This is a genomic window from Thiorhodococcus mannitoliphagus, from assembly GCF_010915725.1.
Classification (GTDB): domain Bacteria; phylum Pseudomonadota; class Gammaproteobacteria; order Chromatiales; family Chromatiaceae; genus Thiorhodococcus; species Thiorhodococcus mannitoliphagus.
This window is the reverse complement of record NZ_JAAIJR010000059.1, coordinates 1-22400: the sequence shown is the minus strand read 5'-3', so window position 1 is coordinate 22400 and position 22400 is coordinate 1. Positions and strand designations below refer to the sequence as shown.

Here is a 22400-nt window from a genome sequence, read left to right as displayed (position 1 = left end):
TGTGAAAGGGGGGAAAGTTGTTGATGGACGCTTTCTTAGGTTAATCCAAGTCTCCTCGACAGGTCCAACGCACCCGCTCGCCCTGGCAGCTACGCCGGCACATTGCAGGCTGTCCCAAGCGTCCCGCCGAAGGGCCAAACGACGATGACAGCAGGGGCGACTCAGTAATGAGGGCTGATACCCTCGAGCCACGACGAGAAACGGAGAGGATCAGCGCCCCGCGGAAGACCATCGAGCTGGCGACCCAAATCGCTTTTCGGCACAACACTCGTGCACCGCAAGCGGGCCAAAAAAAAGCCCGGCGGGGAGCCGGGCTATAAACGTCTCATGATGAGAGAGACGAGGAGGACTCGGTAAAAATTTTCTGGGTTTCTCGAGAGCAGCCCAGGCGACTCCCGACGAAACCAACTCGATTAGTGCATGAAGAGACCGCCGTTGACCGGGAGGTTCGCACCGGTCACATAAGCCGCTTGATCACTGGCCAGGAAGGCGATCGCCGCCGCAATCTCATCGGGCTGTGCCATGCGGCGCATGGGAATGCCGCCGATGATGCTGTTGCGCACCGCGTCGTCCATAGCCAAAGTCATGGCGGTCTCGACATAGCCGGGCGAGATCGTATTGACGGTCACACCCTTGGATGCGCCTTCTTGCGCGAGGGCCATGGTGAAGCCGTGCATGCCCGCCTTTGCCGCAGAATAGTTTGCCTGGCCGAACTGACCACGCTGACCGTTCACGGAAGAGATATTGATGATGCGGCCAAAGCCACGCTCAAGCATGCCTTCCCACACCGGACGCGTCACGTTGAAGACGCTATTCAGGTTCACGTTGATGACGGCCTGCCACTGGGCAGCCTCCATCTTCTTGAATGTCTTGTCGCGCGTGATGCCAGCGCAATTCACAAGCACGTCGACCGGGCCATATTGCTCGCTGATCTCCGTGATCATGCGAGTCGCGTCTTCGAACGAAGACACATCGGCGGCGATCGTAGCGATATCGAAGCCTTCAGACGCGCGTGCCTTCTTCCACTCTTCCGCAGCATCGGACTCAGAAGGGTGATGATTCGCCACAACGCTGCAGCCGTCCTTCGCGAGACGCGTACAGATCGCGGTACCAATGCCGCCAATACCGCCGGTGACGAGTGCAATACGTGCCATGGGCTCCTCCAAACTCTCGTTTTTGCTGTTTTGACTTTAGAACTTACATCTCAAGGCAGGCTGGGTGAAGCCTCGCCACGAGCTATTGTGGTGCCCGTCACACTTAGGACCACCAAAGAAGTAGGACCACAAAGAAGGCAGCCCCTCCCTGGACCGCCATCAGCCGGTCGCGCAATTAAGCCGCGCTGGCGCTCTTGCGCAGGTCGGCGCTGATCTCACTCATGTTCGTCTCGACCCAGCCACGGTAGTCGTCACGCGCCTCGCTGGCGATCTGCATGGTGGACTTGCCCTCGGCAATCATGCGCTCGCTCAACTCTTTGGTCGCGTCGACCTGGCCCTTGAAGAACTCGTTGTAGCCCTTGGACTCGGTCGCAACTTTCATCATTCTCATCGCGTGATCCATGTAGAGGGTCACAGCGTCCATCTGACGGGCAGCCATCTTCTCGAAGATGCGGACGTTCAGCTCGCCCAGGCTTGTCATGCGCTCGACGCTCTTGTTGGTCAGCTCGTTCATGGTCTTCATGCTGTCGGTCGCGTTCATCATGTCGTCTCCAAAAGTTGTTGTGCAGTGCAGCAATGTTGCGTTGCACAATATCCCTGCGGAGCAAATTGGTCAACACCTAAATTTGAAATTCATTGCATTGATTCCGAGCGGTGCATTGATTCCGAGCGGTGCATTGATTCCGAGCGGTGCATTGATTCTGAACGAAGCCGTCCGCCACGAGCGAAGGCAGATCAAGCGACTGGAGACCCTCTCACCGCCAACCAGCGACTCTGCCGCTGGACGAGCCGCGAGCGATCAGAAGACCGCACCAACACAAAGCTGCAAGGTGACCGCTGGGAGGCCGATCGCGCTTTCTTGGGTGAAGGCCCCAGGCCTGATGGCGCTGCGGTCGCTGAAGCCCCAACACTCGCGCGACCGCCGCGCACACAGGTGCATGCGCAGACCAGGCTCAGCCCGCACCCTCGTCATCCTTCTTGCGATCAGGACCCAAGGGGAACCCGGCCGCGCGCATGAAGTCCTCCTGCAGGTCGGTCCAGATCTCGACATTCTTTTGGGTCATGCGCGTCATGGCCTCGAACGGCGTCTCACTCAGCGCCTTAGTCATCTCCTGCTGCTGCTTGGCGAAGAGGTCCAGCGAGGATTCGAGATAGCGGGCGAACATGCCTTGCAGAGTGCCACCGTAAAAGCGGATGATCTGCGCCAGCATGGCGGCGCTGAACAGCGGCTCGCCCCCGGTCTCCTCCTCCAGCATGATCTGGAGCAGGATGGAGCGGGTGATGTCGCCCTCGTTGGCAGTATCGACAACCTTGAAGCCGGTGCTACTCATGACTAGCTCACGGACGTCCGCGAGGGTGATATAGCGGCTGACCTCGGTATCGTAGAGGCGGCGGTTGGGGTATTTCTTGATGATGCGCTCGCTGTTCATAGACGCCTGACCTGCTTGGGCTTGTCTTTTGCTTCGGGCAAGTGTACCCGACTCGCGACAACGCCTCGCCGGCGTGAGCCGGCGAGGCGTTGCTTTGTCATACGAAGGGGCCGCACTCAGCCCCCTAGACACAAGACTCAGGGGCGCTCGACCGCCAAGGCCACGCCCTGACCGCCACCGATGCAGAGGGTCGCAAGCCCCTTCTTGGCATCGCGCTTCTGCATCTCGTAGAGCAGTGTGACCAGCACGCGGGCACCTGAGGCGCCGATCGGGTGCCCGATGGAGATGGCACCACCGTTGACGTTCACCTTGCTCAGGTCCCATCCCATATCCTGGTTGACGGACATGGCCTGGGCCGCAAAGGCCTCGTTCGCCTCGATCAGATCGAGATCAGCCGGCGTCCAGCCTGCCTTCTTCAAACAATCCGTCGACGCAGGGATAGGGCCGGTGCCCATGATGGCTGGATCCACACCAGCGCTCGAGAAGGCGACCAGGCGCGCCATGGGCGTGAGCCCCAGTTCCTTGGCCTTGGACTCCTTCATGACCACGACCATGGCCGCACCATCATTGATGCCGGAGGCATTGCCGGCGGTGACGGTGCCCTCCTTGTCGAAGGCGGGGCGCAGCTTGGCGAGCTTCTCGGCCGTAGTCCCAGGACGCGGGAACTCGTCGGTATCGAACACCAGCGGATCACCCTTGCGCTGCGGGACGCTCACCGGGACGATCTCGTCCTTGAAGCGACCAGAGGCGATCGCCGCCTCCGCCTTCTGCTGCGACGCCGCAGCGAAGGCATCCTGCGCCTCGCGGGTGAAGGCGTACTTCTTGGCGATGTTCTCCGCCGTAACGCCCATGTGGTACTGATTGAAGGCATCCCAGAGCCCGTCGACGATCATGGTGTCCTTCATCTTCCAGTCGCCCATGCGCTGGCCATCGCGCGAGCGCGGCAGCACATGCGAAGACTGGCTCATGCTCTCCTGACCGCCGGCAATCACGATGTCGGCGTCACCGCAGGCAACCGCCTGCATGGCCAGATGGACCGCCTTGAGCCCGCTGCCGCAGACTTTATTGATGGTCATCGCCGGAACAGAGTGCGCCAACCCCGCCTGCAAGGTGGTCTGGCGCGCGGGATTCTGCCCACAGCCCGCCGTCAGAACCTGCCCCAGGATGACCTCGTCAACCTGGTCGGGAGCGATCCCAGTGCGCTCGAGCAGCGCCTTGAGCACGGCCGTGCCAATGTCGGTCGCCTGGAGGGATGAGAGTGCGCCGCCGAAGCTTCCGACCGCGGTCCGGCCCGCATCGACGATGACAATGTTGTCGCTCATGGTGTGGATATCCTCTCTGACAAGGTGGAGTCACCCCTTGGGTTGGGGGCTTGTTGGGTTGGGGGGCTTATGATGCGCGGATTCTACGCATCTTTGTTGCAGTGCACAAATCCGCATGCTAAGTTCTGACAGATACCATCCCGAGGAGGGCAAAGGCATGAGTAACGATAGCTTTTTCAACGAAGACTGGCTCGAGATTCAGCGCAAGTACTGGGACAACTGGGCCGAAATGGGCCGCAAGGCCATGGGGGTCGAGGGCGAAAGGAAGATGACGACACCCTGGGAGGGCGCCCTGGATCACTGGTGGAAGGCGATGTCCCCGGCCGCGCCCGACTTCTCCAATGGCTTCATGGAGAAGATGATGGAGCAGGGCAAAAACTTCTTCCGCATGGCGGAAACCTTCTCCAACAGCTCCAACCAGACGCCCCCCACCGACGGCATCGCCTGGTGGACCAAGGCGCTCGAGGACATGCAGAAGCAGTTCACCGGCTCGCTCGACGACGGCGGCAATACCATGCAGCGCATGATGTCCTTCTGGGAGATGCCGCTCGACAATTGGCAGCGCATGATGTCGTCCATGTCCCCCATGCCCGGCGACATGCTGCGCAACATGCCGCATGAGCACTTCAAGGACCGGCTCGACCGCGCCCTTTCCGCGCCGGGTCTCGGCTACACACGCGAGGAGCAGAGCCAATACCAAGAACTGATGCGCACCTCCATGGACTATCAAGCGGCCCTGCAAGAGTACACCGGCTTCTACAACCGGCTCGGCATGAAGTCCGTCGAGCGCATGGGCGACTTCATCCAAGGCGTGATCGACAGCGGCAAGAGCATCGACTCGGCCCGCGCCCTTTACGATAGCTGGATCAGCTGCTGCGAGAGCGTCTATGCCGACGAGGTCGCCACCCCCGAATACGCCAAGATCCACGGGCACCTCGTCAACGCGCAGATGGCATTGAAGCGGCGCATGGCCATCATGGTGGACGAGAACCTCGGCGCCATGAACATGCCCACCCGCAGCGAGCTGCGCACCCTGCAGAACCGTCTCCAGGAGACCCGCCGCGACAACAAGCAGCTCCGTCAGGCCCTTCACGCCCTGGAGAAGCAAGTCGCAGCCCTGAACGGCAAGCCCCCAGCGACTGCACTCAAGACCTCGGCCCCCGCGACCAAGTCGGCCGCGAAGCCGGCAACGCGGACAACCACTCGGCGCAAGACGGCCGCCAAGACGACCAGCAGCGCCTCGGACGACTGAGCGTCGCTTCGATTCCGAGAATTATGTGCAGCGCCAATACGAATGAGCGCCACTCAGAGACTACTGCGAGGATAGAGATCATGCTTCCCATCGACATTCGGCCGGACAAGCTCGCCCAGGAAATGTTCGACTACAGCCGCAAGCTCGGGCAGGGCATGGAGAACCTGCTCGACGCGGATGCCATCGACACTGGCGTCAGCCCGAAAGAGGCCGTCTACAGCGAGGACAAACTGGTCCTCTACCGCTACGACACCCCAGCTGACATCACCCCCGAGAAGACGCCGCTCCTCATCGTCTACGCCCTGGTCAATCGGCCCTATATGACCGATATCCAGGAGAACCGCTCCACCATCAAGGGGCTGCTCGCGACCGGTCAGGACGTCTACTTGATCGATTGGGGCTATCCGGATCAGGCCGATAGCGCCCTGACCCTGGACGACTACATCAACGGCTACATCGACCGCTGCGTCGACTACCTCTGCGAAACGCACGAGATCGACAAGGTGAACATCCTGGGCATCTGCCAGGGCGGTGCCTTCAGCCTCATGTACGCCTCCTTGCACCCGGAAAAGGTCAACAACCTGGTCACCATGGTCACGCCGGTCGACTTCCAGACCCCGGACAATCTGCTGTCCGCCTGGGTGCAGAATGTCGACATCGACCTGGCCGTGGACACCATGGGCAACATCCCCGGCGAGCTGCTCAACTGGACCTTCCTGTCGCTCAAGCCTTTCAGCCTGACCGGCCAGAAGTACGTCAACATGGTCGACTTGCTGGATGACCCGGACAAGGTCAAGAACTTCCTGCGCATGGAGAAATGGATCTTCGACAGCCCAGACCAGGCCGGCGAGACCTTCCGCCAGTTCACTAAGGACTTCTATCAGCACAACGGCTTCATCAACGGCGGCGTCAAGCTCGGCGGCAAGGAAGTCGACCTCAAGAACGTCAGCTGCCCGGTGCTGAATATCTATGCCCTGCAGGATCACTTGGTGCCGCCGGATGCGTCGAAGGCCTTGAAGGCGCTCGTCGGGTCGAAGGACTATACCGAGCTGGCCTTCCCCGGCGGCCATATCGGCATCTATGTCAGTGGCAAGGCCCAGAAGGAAGTCACGCCGGCAATCGGCAAATGGCTGAACGAGAGGTCTTGATCTAGCGATTAGCTGGTGGCTGGGACCTTAGGCGATTGCGGGGAAACAACAGACCCGCAGTTCCGATCCCGGATGGGCAAAGCCCTGGCGATGCGCTTCGTTCGGCGTGCCGAGGGTCGCGGGGCGTGCCCATCATCCCCGCTCAGCGTCTTGCAAGATGGGCACGTCCGTTTGGCGCCGAGGTTGCGCGCGAGCCCAGCGCGCGGACTTTGCCCATCCTGACTACCGATCCGCGTCTATTTGGGTATCGCCTTAGTCCTGGACGTAGAAATGGCGCCAGCCGGTCCCGCTCGCGCGAATCAGTAGATCGAAGAGCGCGGGGGCCGGCGTGGCCTCGCTCGGAAAGATCTCTTCGACCAGGATGAAGAGACGACCGAAGCCGCCTTGCTCTTTCCAGTCCCAGAGCCAGGGAGGCCGGGTCTCACCGCACTGCGGGCAGGTCACGCCGGCGTGCGGATGAGAGGCCCAATGCGCGGTGTGCTCGCGCCAATCGACCAAGCGCGCGCGACAGCCAACGCAGCGGGGGGCGCGCGTGTTGCGACCGACGAGCAGGGAGGGATGCTCCCGAGCTGGCAGGACCCGAATATGGCAGAAGCCGCCTTGTCGATCTGGATCAGACTGGATGCGCACCGCGCAGCCAGCGAATGTCATTAGACTGAGAAAGCCCGGGCCGATGCGATAGGCCTGCTCTTCAGAAGTCCCCAAAGACTCGCCAACAAAGCCTTTGTCAGCGAGCATCTCAATCAGCAGCCCAACCTGAGGAATGACATGCGGATCCGCCGGGGTCAGCACCAAGCGGCCCGTGTGGCTGGCTGCAACCGGAGCAGAAGCGGCGGATCTAGGGGCAACCCCGGCGGTCAATGCAGAAGGTGACTCAGCTGTCATGGGACATCCGATGGAAATCGAAGCTGAGTTCTTGACTTGGTGACTGCAGATAATTGCCCTGGATGAAGTCTGGCCGACAGGTCCAGACGCGTGCGACGGTCTCCTGATCATCAATGCCCGGCGCGACGACCGCCATCCCCCGCGCCTGGAGCGATTGCACGATTTCAGTGAGCTGCGCCCGGTCGGTATTGAGCACGACATTGAACGAGAGCTTCGCCAAGGTCACACCAATCCGACCGAGCAGCGACACCTCATCGCGGCTGCCGGAGACGTTCCCGACGCAAACCTGGATCCCGTATTTGGCCAAGCGCTCGATCAGCACCTTGGTCTCGGCGCGGTGCTGATGCACATCGGACATTTGAAACTCGAGCAGGGGATAGATCTGCGTCAAATTGCGCTTGAGGATCTGGTCCCTGAACCAGGGAAACCACTCCGGCGCGGACAATGTACCCACACTCTGGTGCACCAGTAGCTTCAATCCGGGATGCGCCTTGCGCTGCGCACTCATGACATCAAAGGCCCGGCGCAAGACCCAGCGATCGACCCGCGGCATCATCTCGGAGCGCTCGGCGACGGAGAGAAAATCCGCCGGCGGGACCTGTTCGCCGTCCAAGGTTTGCATGCGAATCTGTGCCTCGTACAGCTCGCCGTCGGACTGATTCAAGGCCAAGACAGGCTGGAACAGCAGCAGGAAACCATCCTGAGCCAGGGCCGCGCTGACCAAACGTTTGAGCACGGACTCGGCCTCGGGCGCGGCACCCGCCTTGGGCTGCGACGACCAGACATGCACCTGATTGCCACTCGCGGCGCGCGCCCCCGCCACGCCCTTCTCAGCCCGTGCGACCATGGTAATGGCGTCTTCGGAGGGCGAATCCAGAAAACCAACCCCAAGACTCGCGCTGATCGCAATGTCAAGCTCGGTCTCCTCGGGCTCGAGGTCAGCGATCTGCTGACACAGCGAGGTCGCCAGCAATTCAAGCGCGCTGGCGTCCTCACGCGTCATGAGCAATCCGTAGCGGAAATCATCCATTCGGGTCGCACTATCCGCCGTGACCATGACTTTGCTCAGAACCCCTTCGAGTTCGCGCAGCAGCTTCTCGGTCGCGGTCAGGCCCAACTTGGTCAAGATGCGCTGGTGCTCGTCCAAATCCACCAGAATGAGTGCGGTTGCTCCGCTCTGCGGCGCTCCAGCCTTGGCGATCTGCTCTAGATGCCGCATGAAGACGTCGCGAGGCAGGAAGCCGCTGGCGGTCTCGCGCCGGTTGACCAAGGTCCGCCTATCCTGCAGCCAGCGCGACATGCGCATGCGGTACTCGACCGCGGCGATCAGCGCCGCGCGCTTCACCGGCTTGTGGATGAAGCCATCGCCACCGGCCTTGAGTGCGGCCAACTGCTTGTTGAGGTCATCCTCCTCGGAGAGGAAGAGGATGGGGATACCGTAGAAGTCGTCGTGGTCGCGGATGATCTTGGCAAGCTCCGATCCCGTCACCTCGGCGAGGTGCAGACTCATGAGCACCAGATTCGGGCGGAATGCCTGCATCCGCGCCAGCAGCTTCATCGGCGCGTCGACCACCAGCGTCTCCATGCCGATGCTGGCAAGCAGGGCAGCGATCTTCTTGGCCTGTCGAGCGTCCTGGTCGAGGATCAGGATGCGATAGCGGGTCGTCTCGATGACCCCGCACATGCGCAGCACGCGCGCCGCCAGCCGTCTGGGGGAAACCGGTGCGCCCAGATAACTGGCCGCGCCGGCGCGCACCGCTGCAAGCCGTGCCTCCATGGCATTCTCACGCTGATCCTCGCGCGCGATGCAGATGACATGCGTCTGCCCGCGGGCGCGGTGAAGCTCGGCAACGAGCTTTGCGAGCCCGTCTTCCTCCGGCAGCGCCGCCGTCTCCACGATGGCAACCTCAGGCGCCGCGTCGGCCAATTCCCGAACTAGATCATAGGCATCCTCGAAGGGCGCGATTTGCAAACCCGAGGGCGCGAGCAAATGCGCTAGATCGGCTATCAGTGCTTGGTCCGCCCCCAGATAGAAGACGCGATTCATCCGCTCTGCATTGGTCGTCGGTGTCATATCCTAGTGTGCCCTGGTCTCTGGTAGAGCCGTTGCCCGGGTACCCGAGTGAGGAAGGTACCAGGCTTGGCAAATGGCTAGAGGCGCTTATCTATTGAAATCGCCGCTCCCTTTCGCTAGCTTCGAACGAGTCATGCTGCTGGGGGTGTCCGTGACGACACGCTTAGGCTTGGATTTTCGGTGCTTGGGCCTGTGACGTCCAGCCGAGGTCTTTGCCAACGATGCGTGGTCCCGGGCTGAGAGAAGACCCTTTGAACCTGAACCGGATCATGCCGGCGCAGGAAAGCAGAGAAGGTATCAGGCGCGCTCGCCCTTTCCGATCAGTCGTCGGACGAGCGGCCCTGCCCCGCAACGCTTTCCTAACGGCCTGCTCTGGCTGGGATGCCTCGACCATCCCATGACGCGCTTCAAGAACCCAGTTAGCTAAATTCGAGCACCCAGGTCCAAGACGCCATCCTGCGCCTTGGATCAGCCTTCAGGAGTTCAGATGAGCGCCATCCCGCAAGCATTCGTCCGCAAGACCGCCCAGCTTTCAGAGGAAGTCACCCAGCCCTTCCCGAGTTCGCGCAAGATCTACGTGACCGGTTCGCGTCCCGATCTGCGCGTCCCCATGCGCGAGGTCACACTGACCGCCACCGAGACCAACACGAGCCCAGAAGAGAATCCGCCCGTCCTGATCTACGACACCTCGGGGCCTTACACGGATCCGGATGCGCGCATCGATCTCCTGAGCGGCCTGGCATGCGTGCGCAAGCAATGGATCGAAGAGCGTGGCGATACCATGCCGCTCGACGGCCCAACCTCGGCCTTCGGTCGGCAGCGCCAGCATGATCCGGCCCTGGCGCACTTACGCTTCGAGCACCTGCGCACCCCGAGACGCGCCAAGGGCGACTGCAACGTGACCCAGATGCACTATGCGCGCAAGGGCATCGTCACGCCCGAGATGGAGTATGTCGCCATCCGCGAGAGCATGCAGCTCGAGGAACTGCGCAGGGATCCGCGCTACGCCAAGCTGCTGCGCCAACACCCTGGGCAAGACTTCGCCTCGGGGATGCCCGAGACCATCACGCCCGAATTCGTCCGCGCAGAGGTCGCCCGCGGACGCGCCATCATCCCGGCCAACATCAATCACCCAGAGCTGGAGCCCATGATTATCGGGCGCAATTTCCGGGTGAAAATCAACACCAACATCGGCAACTCGGCGCTCACCTCCTCCATTGAGGAAGAGGTCGAAAAGATGGCCTGGTCCGCGCGCTGGGGCGGCGACACCCTCATGGACCTCTCGACCGGCAAGAACATCCACGAAACTCGCGAATGGATCCTGCGCAACGCCCCCATGCCGATCGGCACCGTACCCATCTATCAAGCGCTGGAGAAGGTCGAGGGCAAGCCGGAAGAGCTGACCTGGGAGCTGATGCGCGACACCCTGATCGAACAGGCCGAGCAAGGCGTCGACTACTTCACCATCCATGCTGGCGTGCTGCTGCGCTATGTGCCGCTGACCGCAGACCGACTCACCGGCATCGTCTCACGCGGCGGCTCCATCCTCGCCAAGTGGTGCCTGGCCCATCACCAGGAAAACTTCCTCTACACCCACTTCGAGGAGATCTGCGAGATCATGAAGGCCTATGACGTCGCCTTCAGTCTGGGTGACGGCCTGCGCCCCGGCTCGCTGGCCGACGCTAACGACCGCGCCCAGTTCGCCGAGCTCGAGACCCTGGGCGAACTGACCAAGTTCGCTTGGGAGCACGACGTCCAGGTCATGATCGAAGGACCCGGACATGTGCCCATGCAGATGATCCAGGAGAACGTCACCAAGGAGCTGGCGGATTGCCACGAGGCCCCCTTCTACACCCTGGGCCCGCTGGTCACGGATATCGCACCCGCCTACGACCACATCACCTCAGGGATCGGCGCCGCCAACATCGGCTGGTACGGCACTGCCATGCTCTGCTATGTCACCCCCAAGGAACACCTGGGCCTACCGGACAAGCAGGATGTGCGCGACGGCATCGTCACCTACAAGATCGCGGCCCATGCCGCCGACCTGGCCAAGGGGCTGCCCGGCGCCCAGATTCGCGACAATGCCCTCTCCAAGGCCCGCTTCGAATTTCGCTGGGAGGACCAGTTCAACCTCTCACTGGACCCGGACCGCGCCCGCGAGTACCACGATCAGACCATGCCGCACGCCTCGCACAAGGTCGCCCACTTCTGCTCCATGTGTGGACCGCATTTCTGCTCCATGAAGATCACCCAAGACGTGCGCGACTATGCCGAGGCGCACCGGATCAAGGACGTCGAGTCAGCCGTCGCGGAAGGGATGAAGGAGAAGGCGCAGGAGTTCAGGGAGAAAGGGGCGGCCATCTACAAGGCGGTGTAACAGACAGGGCCGTGGGCCAGCCACGGCCCTTTACGCGCGCAATCGCGGCGGGGCGCCGCTCCCACCTCGCCTTGCTTCAAGTAGCCCGGCGCCGACTCAATCGACTCGGCGATCCGGCGATCCAGCGATCAACGCCCGCTACGACGTGACGGGTGATTGCCCGTTCCCTAGGCCTGAGAATATTGGAGTGCGGTGAACATTCAGCGCCGCGCGCGCCTGGCGGCCGACGGGATCGCCGGCCCCCTGACGAGCACCGCACTCATCACGGCCGTGCTCGAGGCCCCCGGGGAGTGACCCCCGAACGGCGACGCGAGCAGGCCGCGCTCAAGGCTTGGGCGCAACCTGCTCCAAATGCCAGATGTCCTCGTTGTACTCGGCAATGGTGCGGTCAGACGAAAAGTGCCCGCTACGGGCTGCGTTGAGGATACTCATGCGCACCCAGCCGTCGCGGTCCCGGTAGGCGGCTGCGGCCCGCTCCTGCGCCTCGACATAGCTACGGAAGTCCGCTGCGGTCATCCAGGGATCATGCGGATTGCGAATCGACCCGATGACAGCATCGAAGACCCCGCCCTCGAACTGGTTGAAGTGACCGGATTCGAGCAGATTCATCACATCCAATAGGGCTGGATCGTTAGCGATGATGCCATTGGGGTCATAGTGCTGACGGCGTGACTCGACCCCAGCGGCGGTGAGACCGAAGAGGAAGAAATGCTCCTCGCCGACTTGGTCGCGGATCTCGATGTTGGCGCCATCGAGCGTCCCAATGGTCACTGCGCCATTCATCATGAACTTCATATTGCCCGTGCCTGAGGCCTCCTTGCCGGCCGTCGAGATCTGCTCCGACAAATCCGTCCCAGGGGCGATCACCTCCATGAGCGACACGCGATAGTCCGGAATGAAGGCGACGCGCAGAAATCCCTCGGTCGCGGGGTCTTTGTTGACCAGGCTCGCCACGCGATTGATCAAGTGAATGATCTGCTTGGCCATGACATAGCCCGGCGCCGCCTTGCCGCCGATCAGGACGCAGCGCGGTGTCCAGTTCTCCGTGTCACCGCGCTTGATGCGATTGTAGAGATGGATGACATGCAGGATGTTGAGCAGCTGGCGCTTGTATTCGTGGATACGCTTCACTTGGACGTCGAAAAGCGCGTCGACTGGAAACTCGACCCCGCATAGCTGTCCGACGACATCGGCCAGGCGCTGTTTGTTGTCCTGTTTGATGGCGTACCAACGCTTGCGGAAGGCCTCATCGTCCGCATGGGGAGCCAGCTTGGCAAGCTCCTCCAGCTTACAGACCCAGCCCGCGCCGATGGTCTCGTCGAGCAGTTCGTGCAGTCCGGGGTTGCAGAGCGACAGCCAACGACGTGGCGTGACGCCATTGGTCTTGTTGTTGAACTTCGCCGGCCAAAGCTCGTGGAAATCACGGAAGAGCCCCTCGACCAGCAGTTCCGAGTGCAGCGCCGCCACGCCATTGACTGAGAAGCTGCCAACGATGGCGAGATAGGCCATGCGGACCTGAGGCTCGTAGCCTTCCTCAATGAGCGACATACGTCGCTGACGGTCATTGTCGCCCGGCCAGCGCAGCGCAACCTCGGCGAGAAAGCGGGCATTGATCTCGAAGATGATCTCGAGGATCCGCGGCAGCAGCTGGCGAAACAGGCGCACCGGCCAGCGCTCCAAGGCCTCGGGCAGCAGGGTGTGATTGGTGTAGGCCATGGTGCTGGACGTAATCTCCCAGGCCTTGTCCCACTCCAAGCCGTGATCGTCCATGAGCTGTCGCATCAGCTCGGCCACGGAGACCGCGGGATGGGTGTCGTTGAGCTGGAAGCAGTTCAGCTCGGCGAAACGGCTGAAGTCTTCCCCGTGCAGCCGCACCCAGTCCCGCAGCACGTCCTTGATACTCGCGCTCGCCAGGAAGAATTGCTGGCGCAGCCGCAGCTCCTTGCCGTTCTCGCTCGCATCATTGGGGTAGAGCACCATGGTGATGTGCTCGGCCGCGTTCTTCTGGGCGACGGACTCGGGATAACTGCCAGCGTTGAACTCGTCCAGGTCGAACTCATCCGTGGCCGCCGCCTTCCACAGGCGCAGCGTATTCACGGTGTCGTTGCGATAGCCGGGTACCGGAATATCGTAAGGGACAGCCAACACATCATGGGTGTCGACCCAGCGGGAGACCAAGCGGCCAGCGTGATCCGTGTAGCTCTCGGTGCGCCCGCCAAACTGGATACGCTGAGTGAATTCCGGCCGCTCCAGCTCCCAGGGGTTGCCGTCGCGCAGCCAGTGGTCCGGTTCTTCGACCTGCTCACCCTTTTCGATCAGCTGCCGAAACATGCCGTACTCGTAGCGCAGGCCATAGCCTCGCACGGGCAGCTGCAGGGTGGCGCAGGAGTCCAGGAAGCAGGCGGCGAGCCGACCCAGGCCGCCATTGCCGAGCCCGGGATCCGGCTCGTTCGAAGCGATCTCCTCAAGCATCAGCCCAAGGTCATAAAGCCCTTTCTCAACGGGACCGCCGACGTCCAGATTGAGCATGGCGTTGGAGAGCGCCCGGCCCATCAGGAACTCGAGGGACAGATAGTAGGTGCGCTTGCAGCGCGTCTCGTCATAGGCCTGGCGCGTGCGCTTCCAGCGCTCCATGAGGCGGTCGCGAAGGGTGATGGCCAATGCCTTGTAAGGGTAGTAGGCGGACTGACAATCGCGGTCCCGCCCAAAGGTGTGGGCGTAGTAGTGCTTGAAGTCCTGCGACAATCCCTCGGCGTCCATCGCCAGCGGTGGAAGCTCGAAGACCTGATCGTTCGGGTGATTCTTGATGGGATTCGTCAGAGAAGACATGCGCCTAGGATTCCTTAGTAAGCTCGATATAGACAACGAAATCATACTCGCTTCAGCGCCGGATCAGGGGCTTTGCAAGCTAAGAAAGCGCTCATCAATTGTTTCCCGCTGCGAAGGATCCGGCCCGAAATCCCCCCTGGGCCCCCTTTGCGAAAGGGGGGAAGGTGTTGATGGCCACTTTCTAAAGAGGGACAGGCCTCAACGGCGATTGGGCATCAGGCTCGAGAGGGGCGAGCGGCCCTGAGTGAAGTCGGCGCGCAGCCGGGTCAGCAGCCGAGCGCGCTCAGCGTCACTCGCCACCATCAGGGCCGCGAAGGCTGCCCGCCACTGGGCCATGTACTCGCGGTCCTCCTGCAGATTGGTATAGCTCATGATAGCGCTGCAGTAATCGGTCGCCTTCAGATAGTCCTTGAATGGCGTCTCGCTCGGCGCAAGCAAGGGGGCAATGAGCTGACGCGCCCGAGCCGAAGCCTTGAGCTTGGCATCTGCCATCTCAGTAGTACACCGCCGTCACGCGCCATTGCGCGCCGGTCAGCCGCAGCCGCAGCGTGACAGGGGTGCCATCGCCCCGCTCCATTCGCACCATGAAGCCTCCCGGGCTATCAAAGAAGCCGTAGGACAACGCCGACAGAAACCCCAGCCCAGGGGCCGTCGCGGCAATGAGTTGATCTTGGACCCAGCCCAGAGTTACCTGAGTCTCCAGGGCATCCTTACCGTCCTGGCGGATGCCGGTCTCCAGCCATGCGATGAAGGCGTCAGACAGCTCCCCAATCACGGTGTCGCACTCCTTGTTCAGCCGATGCGCAATCTCATCGCGAACCGCATCGACGTCCACCATGGCGGCCAGCGCCGCATGGTCATCATGCATCACGGCGAGATGCAGATTCCAGAGGGCGACATAGGGCCAGATACCATAAACCATCAGCGCAAGCAGCAGTGCGGCCAAAACCTTCAGGGTCGGAGTCCGCATTCGACGCCAAAGGCGTTCAACCGTAGCGCGCGCGCGAGCAGGCAGCCGATGCGAGAAAAGCCTCATCGAGGTGAGATCCTCATGCGCCAGATGCCTCCGCCAGCTCGATGGCCTCGCTCACCTCGAGCCAGTCCGACTCCACCGCTTCCAGCTCGGCGCCAACCTCGCGCTGCTCGGACAGCAGTGCAAGGAGCCGCTCCTTGGCCTCGGGCTCGTAGAGATCCGGCGCGGCCAGCGCTTGCTCCAGACTCGCCCGCCGCTCGCTCAGGGTGGCGAGTCGTTGCTCCAGCTGTTTCTCGCGCCGCTTCAGCGGCTGCAACGCCTTGCGCGCCTCAGCCGCCAGCCTGCGCTGCTCCTTGCGATCGACCACCTCCCGCTGGGGCGCGCCGGCAGCCTCGCTCGTCGCGCTCGGATCAGTGCGTGCAAGCCAGGCGGGATAGTCTTCCAGATCCCCATCGAAGGGCTCGACTGCGCCATCGTGCACCAGCAGGAGCGTATCGCTCGTGACCCTCAGGAGGTGGCGGTCGTGCGAGACCAGTACCAGGGCACCCTCGAAGCCTTGGAGCGCCTCGCTCAGGGCGTGGCGCATCTCGAGGTCCAGGTGGTTCGTCGGCTCGTCGAGCAGGAGCAGACTCGGACGCTGACGGATGATGAGCGCGAGCACCAGCCGCGCCTTCTCGCCACCGGAGAGCGGCGCCACCGGCTCCAGGGCGCGGTCGCCCACGAAGTCGAAACCGCCCAGATAGTTGCGCAACGCCTGCTCGCTCGCGTTCGGATCCAACCGCCGCAGATGCTCGAGCGGCGAGTCCTCCAGGCGCAGCTGGTCGACCTGATGCTGGGCGAAGTAGCCAACCCTCAGATCCTGCGCACGCTCACAACGGCCAGCCTGCAGATCGAGTTCGGCCGCCAGCACCTTGATCAGGGTCGACTTGCCTGCCCCATTGCGGCCCAGGAGGCCGATGCGGTCACCCGGATTCAGACTCAGGCCAACCCCGGTGAGAATCGAGACGTCGCCGTAGCCCGCAGCGGCCTCATCCAAGCGCAGCAAGGGCCGCGGCAGGTGCTCGGCCGATTCGAAACTGAAACGGAAGGGTGAATCGATGTGCGCGGGCGCGATCAACTCCATGCGCTCCAGCGCCTTGAGACGGCTCTGCGCCTGACGCGCCTTGGTCGCCTTGGCGCGAAAGCGCTCCACGAAGCCGTGAATGTGCGCGATCTCGCGCTGCTGGCGGACGTAAGCGGCCTGCTGCTGAGCCAGTCGCTCGGCACGCTGACGCTCGAAGGCGGAATAGCTGCCCTGATAGAGCGTCAAGCCCCTACGCTCCAAGTGCAGGATGTGCGTGGCCACCGCATCCAGGAAGTCACGATCATGCGAAATGAGAATGAGCGTCCCTGGATAGGCCTTGAGCCAACCCTCGAGCCAAATGACGGCGTCCAGATCCAGGTGGTTGGTCGGCTCATCCAGCAGCAGCAGATCCGACCTACACATGAGGGTGCGAGCCAGGGCGAGCCGCATGCGCCAACCGCCAGAGTAGCTGTTGACGGGCCGCGCTTCATCGCCCGGCTTGAACCCTAGGCCGTGGAGCAACTTGGCGGCACGGCTCTGCGCACCATAGCCATCGATGTGCTCGAAGCGACCCAGGAGGTCGGCGTGGCGCAGACCGTCACCGGCCGCATCGGCCTGTGCCAGTTCCGCTTCGATCTGGCGCAGCTCGCGGTCACCGTCCAGCACGAAGTCCATGGCGGAGCGATGGGTGTCCGGGGTGTGCTGGGCGACATGCGCAACCTCCCAGGACGGCGGAATCCGCACCTCGCCGGTGTCGGCATGCAGCTCGCCCAGAAGCACCGCGATCAGGCTTGACTTACCGCATCCGTTCGCCCCTACCAACCCGCCCTTCTGGCCCGGGTAGATGGTGAGCGAGGCCCCTTCGAGCAGAAGGTTTGGGCCGCGCCTGAGGCTCAAGTCTTGAAGTTGCAGCATCTCGATTGACCGGAAAATTTGGCAGAGGAGGTCGGGCAGGCGTTGCGACCCAGACTAAGAACGTGTCCATAAATTGTTTCCCGATGCGAGCCATGCCGCCCGAAATCCCCCCTAGCCCCCCTTTGCGAAAGGGGGGAAGTTGTTGATGGACAGTTCCTAAGGCGTCTGCGAACCACGATCCAGACGACGATAGCCGATAGCCTCACTGAGATGAATCCTTTGGATGACCTCTGAGCCCTGCAGATCGGCGATGGTGCGTGCCACTTTCAGAATTCGATGATAGGCGCGCGCGGACAGCGCGAGACGGGACAGCGCCCGCTCCATCAACTGCCGCCCGGCGTCATCAAGGGCGCAATGCAGATCGATCTCGCGCGGGGTCAGCGCACTGTTGACCTTCTCCGCCCGGCGATGCTGGCGCGCACGGGCGCGCATGACACGCTCGCGAACCTCAGCCGAGCTTTCTACCTCGCCCGAGGCCGGGGCCGCAAATCGCGCGGCATCCAATCGCGGCACCTCCACGTGCATATCGATGCGATCCAGCAAGGGCCCCGAGATGCGCCCCCGATAGCGCGCGATCTGCTCGGCCGTACAGCGGCAGCGTCCACTGCTGTCGCCGAGATAGCCGCAGGGGCAAGGATTCATGGCCGCGGCCAGCTGGAAGCGCGCAGGGAAACAGGCCTGGCGCGCCGCCCGCGAGATGTGAATCTCACCGGATTCGAGCGGCTCACGCAGCACCTCCAGCACCCGACGATCGAATTCCGGGAGTTCATCGAGAAAAAGAACCCCATTGCTCGCCAGAGAGATCTCGCCCGGCATGGGATTGCTTCCCCCGCCAACCAGGGCGACGCCGGACGCCGTATGGTGGGGGGCACGGAAAGGCCGCACTCGCCAGCGCAGCGGATCGAAGGCCTCATGCCCGGAGACGGAGCGGATGGCCGCCGTCTCGATCGCCTCGGCCTCGCTCAAGGGCGGCAGCAGACCTGGCAGACGGTTGGCAAGCATCGACTTACCCGTCCCTGGCGGCCCCATCAGCAAGAAACTATGTCCGCCAGCTGCGGCAACCTCCAAGGCGCGCTTCGCCTGCTCTTGGCCGCGCACCTCGGCCAGATCAGGGTAATCGGGCTGGGTCTCGCCGATCTGCGCCGACAGGTGGGCAGGCAGCGGGTTGGTGCCGCTCAGGTGCTCGCACACCTCCATCAGATGCCCCGCCGCGTGCACCGCCAGGCCGGAGACCGCCACCGCTTCGTCCGCGTTCTCCTGCGGCAGGATGAGCGCGCGGCCGGCATCACGCGCCGCCAGGGCGATTGGCAGGACACCTCGAACAGGCCGCAGCTGACCCGAGAGCGCAAGCTCACCGATCAGTTCACAGCCACCGAGCGCCTGCGGTGCGACCTGTCCCGAGGCGCCGAGAATGCCGAGCGCGATCGGAAGATCGAAGCGCCCCCCTTCCTTAGGCAGGTCGGCGGGCGCCAGATTGATGGTGACTCGGCCGTCCGGGAAGCGGAAGCGGCTGTTCAGGAGCGCGCCGCGCACGCGGTCCTTGCTCTCTTTCACCGCCATCTCCGGCAGGCCGACGATCGAGAGCGCCGGCAGGCCGCCGGACAGATGGACCTCTACGGTGACTGGTGGGGCGTGGATGCCAACGCGCGCCCGACTGTGAAGAATGCAGAGCGCCACCCCGGCACCAAGCGTCTATTCGCTCGCGACGCCGCCGGCATCCAGCGCTCGCTCCAGCTCCGCGACCTGGGCCTCCACGGCAGCAAGCTTCTCGCGCGTGCGCGCCAGCACGGCGGACTGCACATCGAACTCCTCCCGGGTCACCAGATCCAGCCGGGACAGCCCCGCCTCGAGCGAGGCACGTAGGTTCTTGTTGATGTCTTCCTGCAACACCTGAATCCCCTTCGGCATGGCCGAGGACAGACGCTGCACGAGATCGTCGAAGTGTTTCGGGTCGAGCATGGGATACCTCTACAAAAGGGCCAGAATGATCTTAAAGATTAGGAGCGCGAGACCGCCGGGAGCGTCTTGACGGGCGGCCCAATCGAGCCACCGACTGCCCCGGCCCTCCCGATGTTGGCTGAGCATTATAGGCGCGCTAGCTCAGAACGTCTGCGCAAGGCAATGCACCAAAAAAGTGCGCCAGATCAGGAAGAACGATAAGCGCGCATCAATTTAGGGCAAACCGCTGTGGCAACTTTGGCACATGAGGCTGAAAAACGTCGCAATCAGTACGCCGCCGCCTTACTGGCATATTACATGCAGGTTGCGACGGTACTTCACCCCGGGCCGCCGGCTAGATTCCGGGCGCCGAGCAGGCTCAAAAAAACTTCTTAAACATGTCCGGAACCGAGAGGAATCCAACGATGAAAGCACAACGCATCAGCGCCATCCTGGCCGTCGGCGCCATTTCAATGGGTGCGGGCGCATGGCAGACCGCGGCCGCAGAAGGCCCGAACGCGATCAGTGCCAACCTCGGCGTCGTCAGCAACTACATCTGGCGCGGCCAGACCCAGACCGACAATCAGCCCGCTGTTCAGGGCGGTATCGACTATGGCCACGACAGCGGCTTCTCCGCCGGCACCTGGCTCTCCAACGTCGACTTCGGCGACGGCACCAACTACGAGTGGGATCTCTACGCCGGCTTCGGCGGTGCCGTCAATGACGACTTCAGCTATGACCTGAGCGTCATCTACTACGCCTACCCGGATGGCCGCGACTTAGACTTCTCCGAGATCGGCGCCAGCGCAACCTACAAGTGGCTGACGGCCGGCGTCTCCTACACCGTCTACGGCCAAGCCGACGACGCCCCAGGCGTCGCCAACGGCCAGGCCATGTTCATCCAGGGCGACCTTTACTACAACGCCGCCCTCGACTTCGCGCTGCCCTACGACCTCGGCCTGAACATCCGCGGCGGCTACTACGACTTCCGCTACAACGACGGTGGCAACGACTACGGTCACGTGGGCGCCTCGATCAGCCGCGAGGCCGGCGAGTTCGGCACCTTCAGCTTCAACTACGACCAGATCCTTCGCGACACCTACGACGAAGACCCCAAGCTCTGGATCGGTTGGAACAAAGAGTTCTGATCGAGCGACCTTCGCGACTTGAGACCCAACGTCCGGGGCAAAGCTCAGGCCCCGGTCTTCACAGGAGCTAAAAACGCAATGAAATTGGTTGCTGCCGTCATTAAACCTTTCAAGCTCGACGACGTGCGCGAAGCCCTAGGAGATATCGGCGTCTCCGGCATTACCGTCATCGAGGTCAAGGGCTTCGGTCGTCAGAAGGGCCACACCGAGCTCTATCGCGGCGCCGAGTACGTCGTGGACTTCCTGCCAAAGATCAAGGTCGAGATCGCCGTCGACGACGCCATGGTCGAGAAGGTGATCGAGGCCATCAGCGCGGCCGCCAGAACCGGCAAGATCGGCGACGGCAAGATCTTCGTCTTCGACCTCAACCAGGTCATCCGCATCCGCACCGGCGAGACCGGCGCCGATGCGCTCTGACTCAGCCCTGGAGAAGTTAACGGTGAAATCGATCCGCAACCTATTGCAGCCGCTGCTAGCGGCCTCGCTGCTCTGCCTACCCGCGCTGGTAGCGGCTCAGGACGAGCCCGCGCTCAGTTCTGGCGATACAGCGTGGATGCTGACCGCGACCGCGCTGGTGCTCTTCATGACCATCCCGGGCCTGTCGCTCTTCTATGCCGGCCTCGTCCGCTCGAAGAACGTCCTCTCCGTGCTCATGCAGTGCTTCGCCATCACCGGCGTCATGAGCATCCTCTGGGCCGTCTACGGCTACAGCCTCGCCGCAACGGAAGGGCCCATGAACGGCTTTATCGGCGGCTTCGACAAGCTCTTCCTGTCCGGCGTGACCGTCGACTCCCTTAGCGGGACCATTCCAGAGTCCCTCTTCATGACCTTCCAGATGACCTTTGCGATCATCACCCCCGCGCTCATCGTTGGCGCCTTTGCGGAGCGCATGAAGTTCTCCGCCATGCTGATCTTCATGACACTCTGGCTGACCCTGGTCTATGTCCCGATCTGGCACTGGGTCTGGGGCGGCGGCTGGATCGCCGAAAAGGGCGCCCTGGACTTCGCCGGCGGCACCGTGGTGCACATCAACGCGGGCATCGCGGCCCTCATGGCGGCCCTGGTCCTCGGCAAGCGCAAAGGCTATCCGGGCACGGCCATGCCGCCGCACAATCTGGGCCTGACCGTCATGGGCGCATCCATGCTGTGGGTTGGCTGGTTCGGCTTCAACGCGGGCTCCGAACTCGCCGCCGACGGCACCGCAGGCATGGCGATGACCGTCACTCAGCTCGCCACCGCCGCCGCGGCACTGACCTGGATGTTCGCGGAGTGGATCAACCACGGCAAGCCGTCCGTCCTGGGTATCGCCACTGGCGCCGTCGCCGGTCTGGTTGCCATCACGCCAGCCTCTGGCACCGCTGGCCCCATGGGCGCCCTCGCCATCGGCTTCGCCGGTGCGCTCTTCGCCTTCATCGCCTCGACCAAGGTCAAGCACTGGCTCGGCTATGACGACTCGCTCGATGTCTGGGGCGTGCATGGCGTGGCGGGTGTCGTCGGCGCCATCCTCACCGGCGTCTTCGCCGACGCCAGCCTCGGCGGTGCTGGACTGGCCGACGGCATGACCATGGGCTCTCAGGTCTGGGTCCAGGTCATCTCCGTCCTGGCCACCCTGATCTACAGCGGCGGCGTCAGCCTCGTCATCCTACTCATCCTGAAGGCCACCATCGGTCTGCGTGTCACGGAAGAGCAGGAGACCGAAGGTCTGGACATCTCCCAACACGACGAGCGCGGCTACATCCTCTAAGCTCGCACCAAGCCCGCGCGGCGGGCCGCCATGCCGCCCCCCGGGGGGGTGTAACGGGCCCCGGCCCCGGCCCCCCAAACCCCGAAATTTGGGGCGAAAAGGGGAGGGACCCCCCCCCGGTAAAAAAAGGGGGGATAAAAGAATT

18 protein-coding genes and 1 riboswitch are annotated in these 22400 nt (G+C 62.8%); of the genes, 6 read left to right on the top strand and 12 right to left on the bottom strand.

All coding sequences use genetic code 11. The features are described from left to right. Nucleotides 1-413 precede the first annotated feature (413 nt). The 4 genes from phbB to G3480_RS14765 form a co-directional block, all read right to left on the bottom strand. Nucleotides 414-1154, bottom strand: a complete 741-nt coding sequence (gene phbB, locus G3480_RS14780; protein WP_164654657.1) for a beta-ketoacyl-ACP reductase — start codon at nucleotides 1152-1154, stop codon at nucleotides 414-416. A 175-nt stretch (nucleotides 1155-1329) separates the two neighbouring features. After that, nucleotides 1330-1698, bottom strand: coding sequence for a phasin family protein (locus G3480_RS14775; protein WP_338114146.1), 369 nt, complete (start codon nucleotides 1696-1698; stop codon nucleotides 1330-1332). A gap of 409 nt (nucleotides 1699-2107) precedes the next feature. After that, complete coding sequence (gene phaR / locus G3480_RS14770; protein WP_164654656.1) at nucleotides 2108-2584, bottom strand: polyhydroxyalkanoate synthesis repressor PhaR; 477 nt, start codon at nucleotides 2582-2584, stop codon at nucleotides 2108-2110. Between the two features lie 137 nt (nucleotides 2585-2721). After that, complete coding sequence (locus G3480_RS14765) at nucleotides 2722-3906, bottom strand: acetyl-CoA C-acetyltransferase (RefSeq protein WP_164654655.1); 1185 nt, start codon at nucleotides 3904-3906, stop codon at nucleotides 2722-2724. Nucleotides 3907-4063: 157 nt separating this feature from the next. Here G3480_RS14765 and phaE point away from each other — a divergent pair, with 157 nt between their 5' ends. After that, a complete protein-coding gene (gene phaE / locus G3480_RS14760) occupies nucleotides 4064-5158 on the top strand; it encodes a class III poly(R)-hydroxyalkanoic acid synthase subunit PhaE (RefSeq protein WP_164654654.1) in 1095 nt (364 codons plus the stop codon). An 80-nt stretch (nucleotides 5159-5238) separates the two neighbouring features. Further along, nucleotides 5239-6306 carry a class III poly(R)-hydroxyalkanoic acid synthase subunit PhaC gene (locus G3480_RS14755; protein ID WP_164654653.1) on the top strand — a complete coding sequence of 356 codons (1068 nt, stop codon included), beginning with the start codon at nucleotides 5239-5241 and terminating at the stop codon, nucleotides 6304-6306. 252 nt (nucleotides 6307-6558) lie between these two features. Here the strand turns inward: G3480_RS14755 and G3480_RS14750 are convergent, their stop codons facing one another. After that, nucleotides 6559-7191: a hypothetical protein gene (locus G3480_RS14750; RefSeq protein ID WP_240905827.1), complete on the bottom strand. Its 633-nt coding sequence runs from the start codon at nucleotides 7189-7191 to the stop codon at nucleotides 6559-6561. Then, a complete protein-coding gene (locus G3480_RS14745) occupies nucleotides 7181-9265 on the bottom strand; it encodes an EAL domain-containing protein (RefSeq protein ID WP_164654652.1) in 2085 nt (694 codons plus the stop codon). Before G3480_RS14745 ends, G3480_RS14750 begins: the two co-directional genes overlap by 11 nt. 131 nt (nucleotides 9266-9396) lie before the next feature. Beyond that, nucleotides 9397-9566, top strand: a riboswitch (TPP riboswitch). 186 nt (nucleotides 9567-9752) lie between these two features. On the opposite strand from G3480_RS14745, the gene thiC reads away from it, so the two are divergent. Next, nucleotides 9753-11645 (top strand): phosphomethylpyrimidine synthase ThiC, encoded by a 1893-nt coding sequence (thiC, locus tag G3480_RS14740; protein WP_164654651.1) that lies wholly within the window; start codon nucleotides 9753-9755, stop codon nucleotides 11643-11645. 324 nt (nucleotides 11646-11969) lie between these two features. Here the strand turns inward: thiC and G3480_RS14735 are convergent, their stop codons facing one another. From G3480_RS14735 to ubiK, 6 genes are all read right to left on the bottom strand, one after another. After that, nucleotides 11970-14474, bottom strand: a complete 2505-nt coding sequence (locus G3480_RS14735) for a glycogen/starch/alpha-glucan phosphorylase (RefSeq protein ID WP_164654650.1) — start codon at nucleotides 14472-14474, stop codon at nucleotides 11970-11972. Between the two features lie 198 nt (nucleotides 14475-14672). Further along, on the bottom strand, nucleotides 14673-14966 hold the full coding sequence (locus tag G3480_RS14730) for a hypothetical protein (protein WP_164654649.1): 294 nt from the start codon (nucleotides 14964-14966) through the stop codon (nucleotides 14673-14675). 1 nt (nucleotide 14967) lies between these two features. After that, the gene (locus G3480_RS14725) at nucleotides 14968-15444 is read right to left on the bottom strand and encodes a DUF2939 domain-containing protein (protein WP_164654648.1); all 477 of its coding nucleotides are present in this window, start codon (nucleotides 15442-15444) and stop codon (nucleotides 14968-14970) included. Between the two features lie 79 nt (nucleotides 15445-15523). Next, nucleotides 15524-17425, bottom strand: coding sequence for an ATP-binding cassette domain-containing protein (locus tag G3480_RS14720; RefSeq protein ID WP_164654647.1), 1902 nt, complete (start codon nucleotides 17423-17425; stop codon nucleotides 15524-15526). Nucleotides 17426-17581: 156 nt separating this feature from the next. Beyond that, nucleotides 17582-19102 carry a YifB family Mg chelatase-like AAA ATPase gene (locus G3480_RS14715; protein ID WP_164654646.1) on the bottom strand — a complete coding sequence of 507 codons (1521 nt, stop codon included), beginning with the start codon at nucleotides 19100-19102 and terminating at the stop codon, nucleotides 17582-17584. A 15-nt stretch (nucleotides 19103-19117) separates the two neighbouring features. Then, on the bottom strand, nucleotides 19118-19384 hold the full coding sequence (gene ubiK, locus G3480_RS14710; protein WP_164654645.1) for a ubiquinone biosynthesis accessory factor UbiK: 267 nt from the start codon (nucleotides 19382-19384) through the stop codon (nucleotides 19118-19120). Nucleotides 19385-19788: 404 nt separating this feature from the next. Between ubiK and G3480_RS14705 the strand changes: the two genes are divergently transcribed. From G3480_RS14705 to G3480_RS14695, 3 genes are all read left to right on the top strand, one after another. Beyond that, nucleotides 19789-20511 carry a TorF family putative porin gene (locus G3480_RS14705; RefSeq protein WP_164654644.1) on the top strand — a complete coding sequence of 241 codons (723 nt, stop codon included), beginning with the start codon at nucleotides 19789-19791 and terminating at the stop codon, nucleotides 20509-20511. Between the two features lie 78 nt (nucleotides 20512-20589). Further along, nucleotides 20590-20928: a P-II family nitrogen regulator gene (locus G3480_RS14700; RefSeq protein WP_164654643.1), complete on the top strand. Its 339-nt coding sequence runs from the start codon at nucleotides 20590-20592 to the stop codon at nucleotides 20926-20928. A 22-nt stretch (nucleotides 20929-20950) separates the two neighbouring features. Next, entirely contained in the window at nucleotides 20951-22255 is a 1305-nt protein-coding gene (locus tag G3480_RS14695; RefSeq protein ID WP_338114145.1) for an ammonium transporter, read from the top strand. Nucleotides 22256-22400 lie beyond the last annotated feature (145 nt).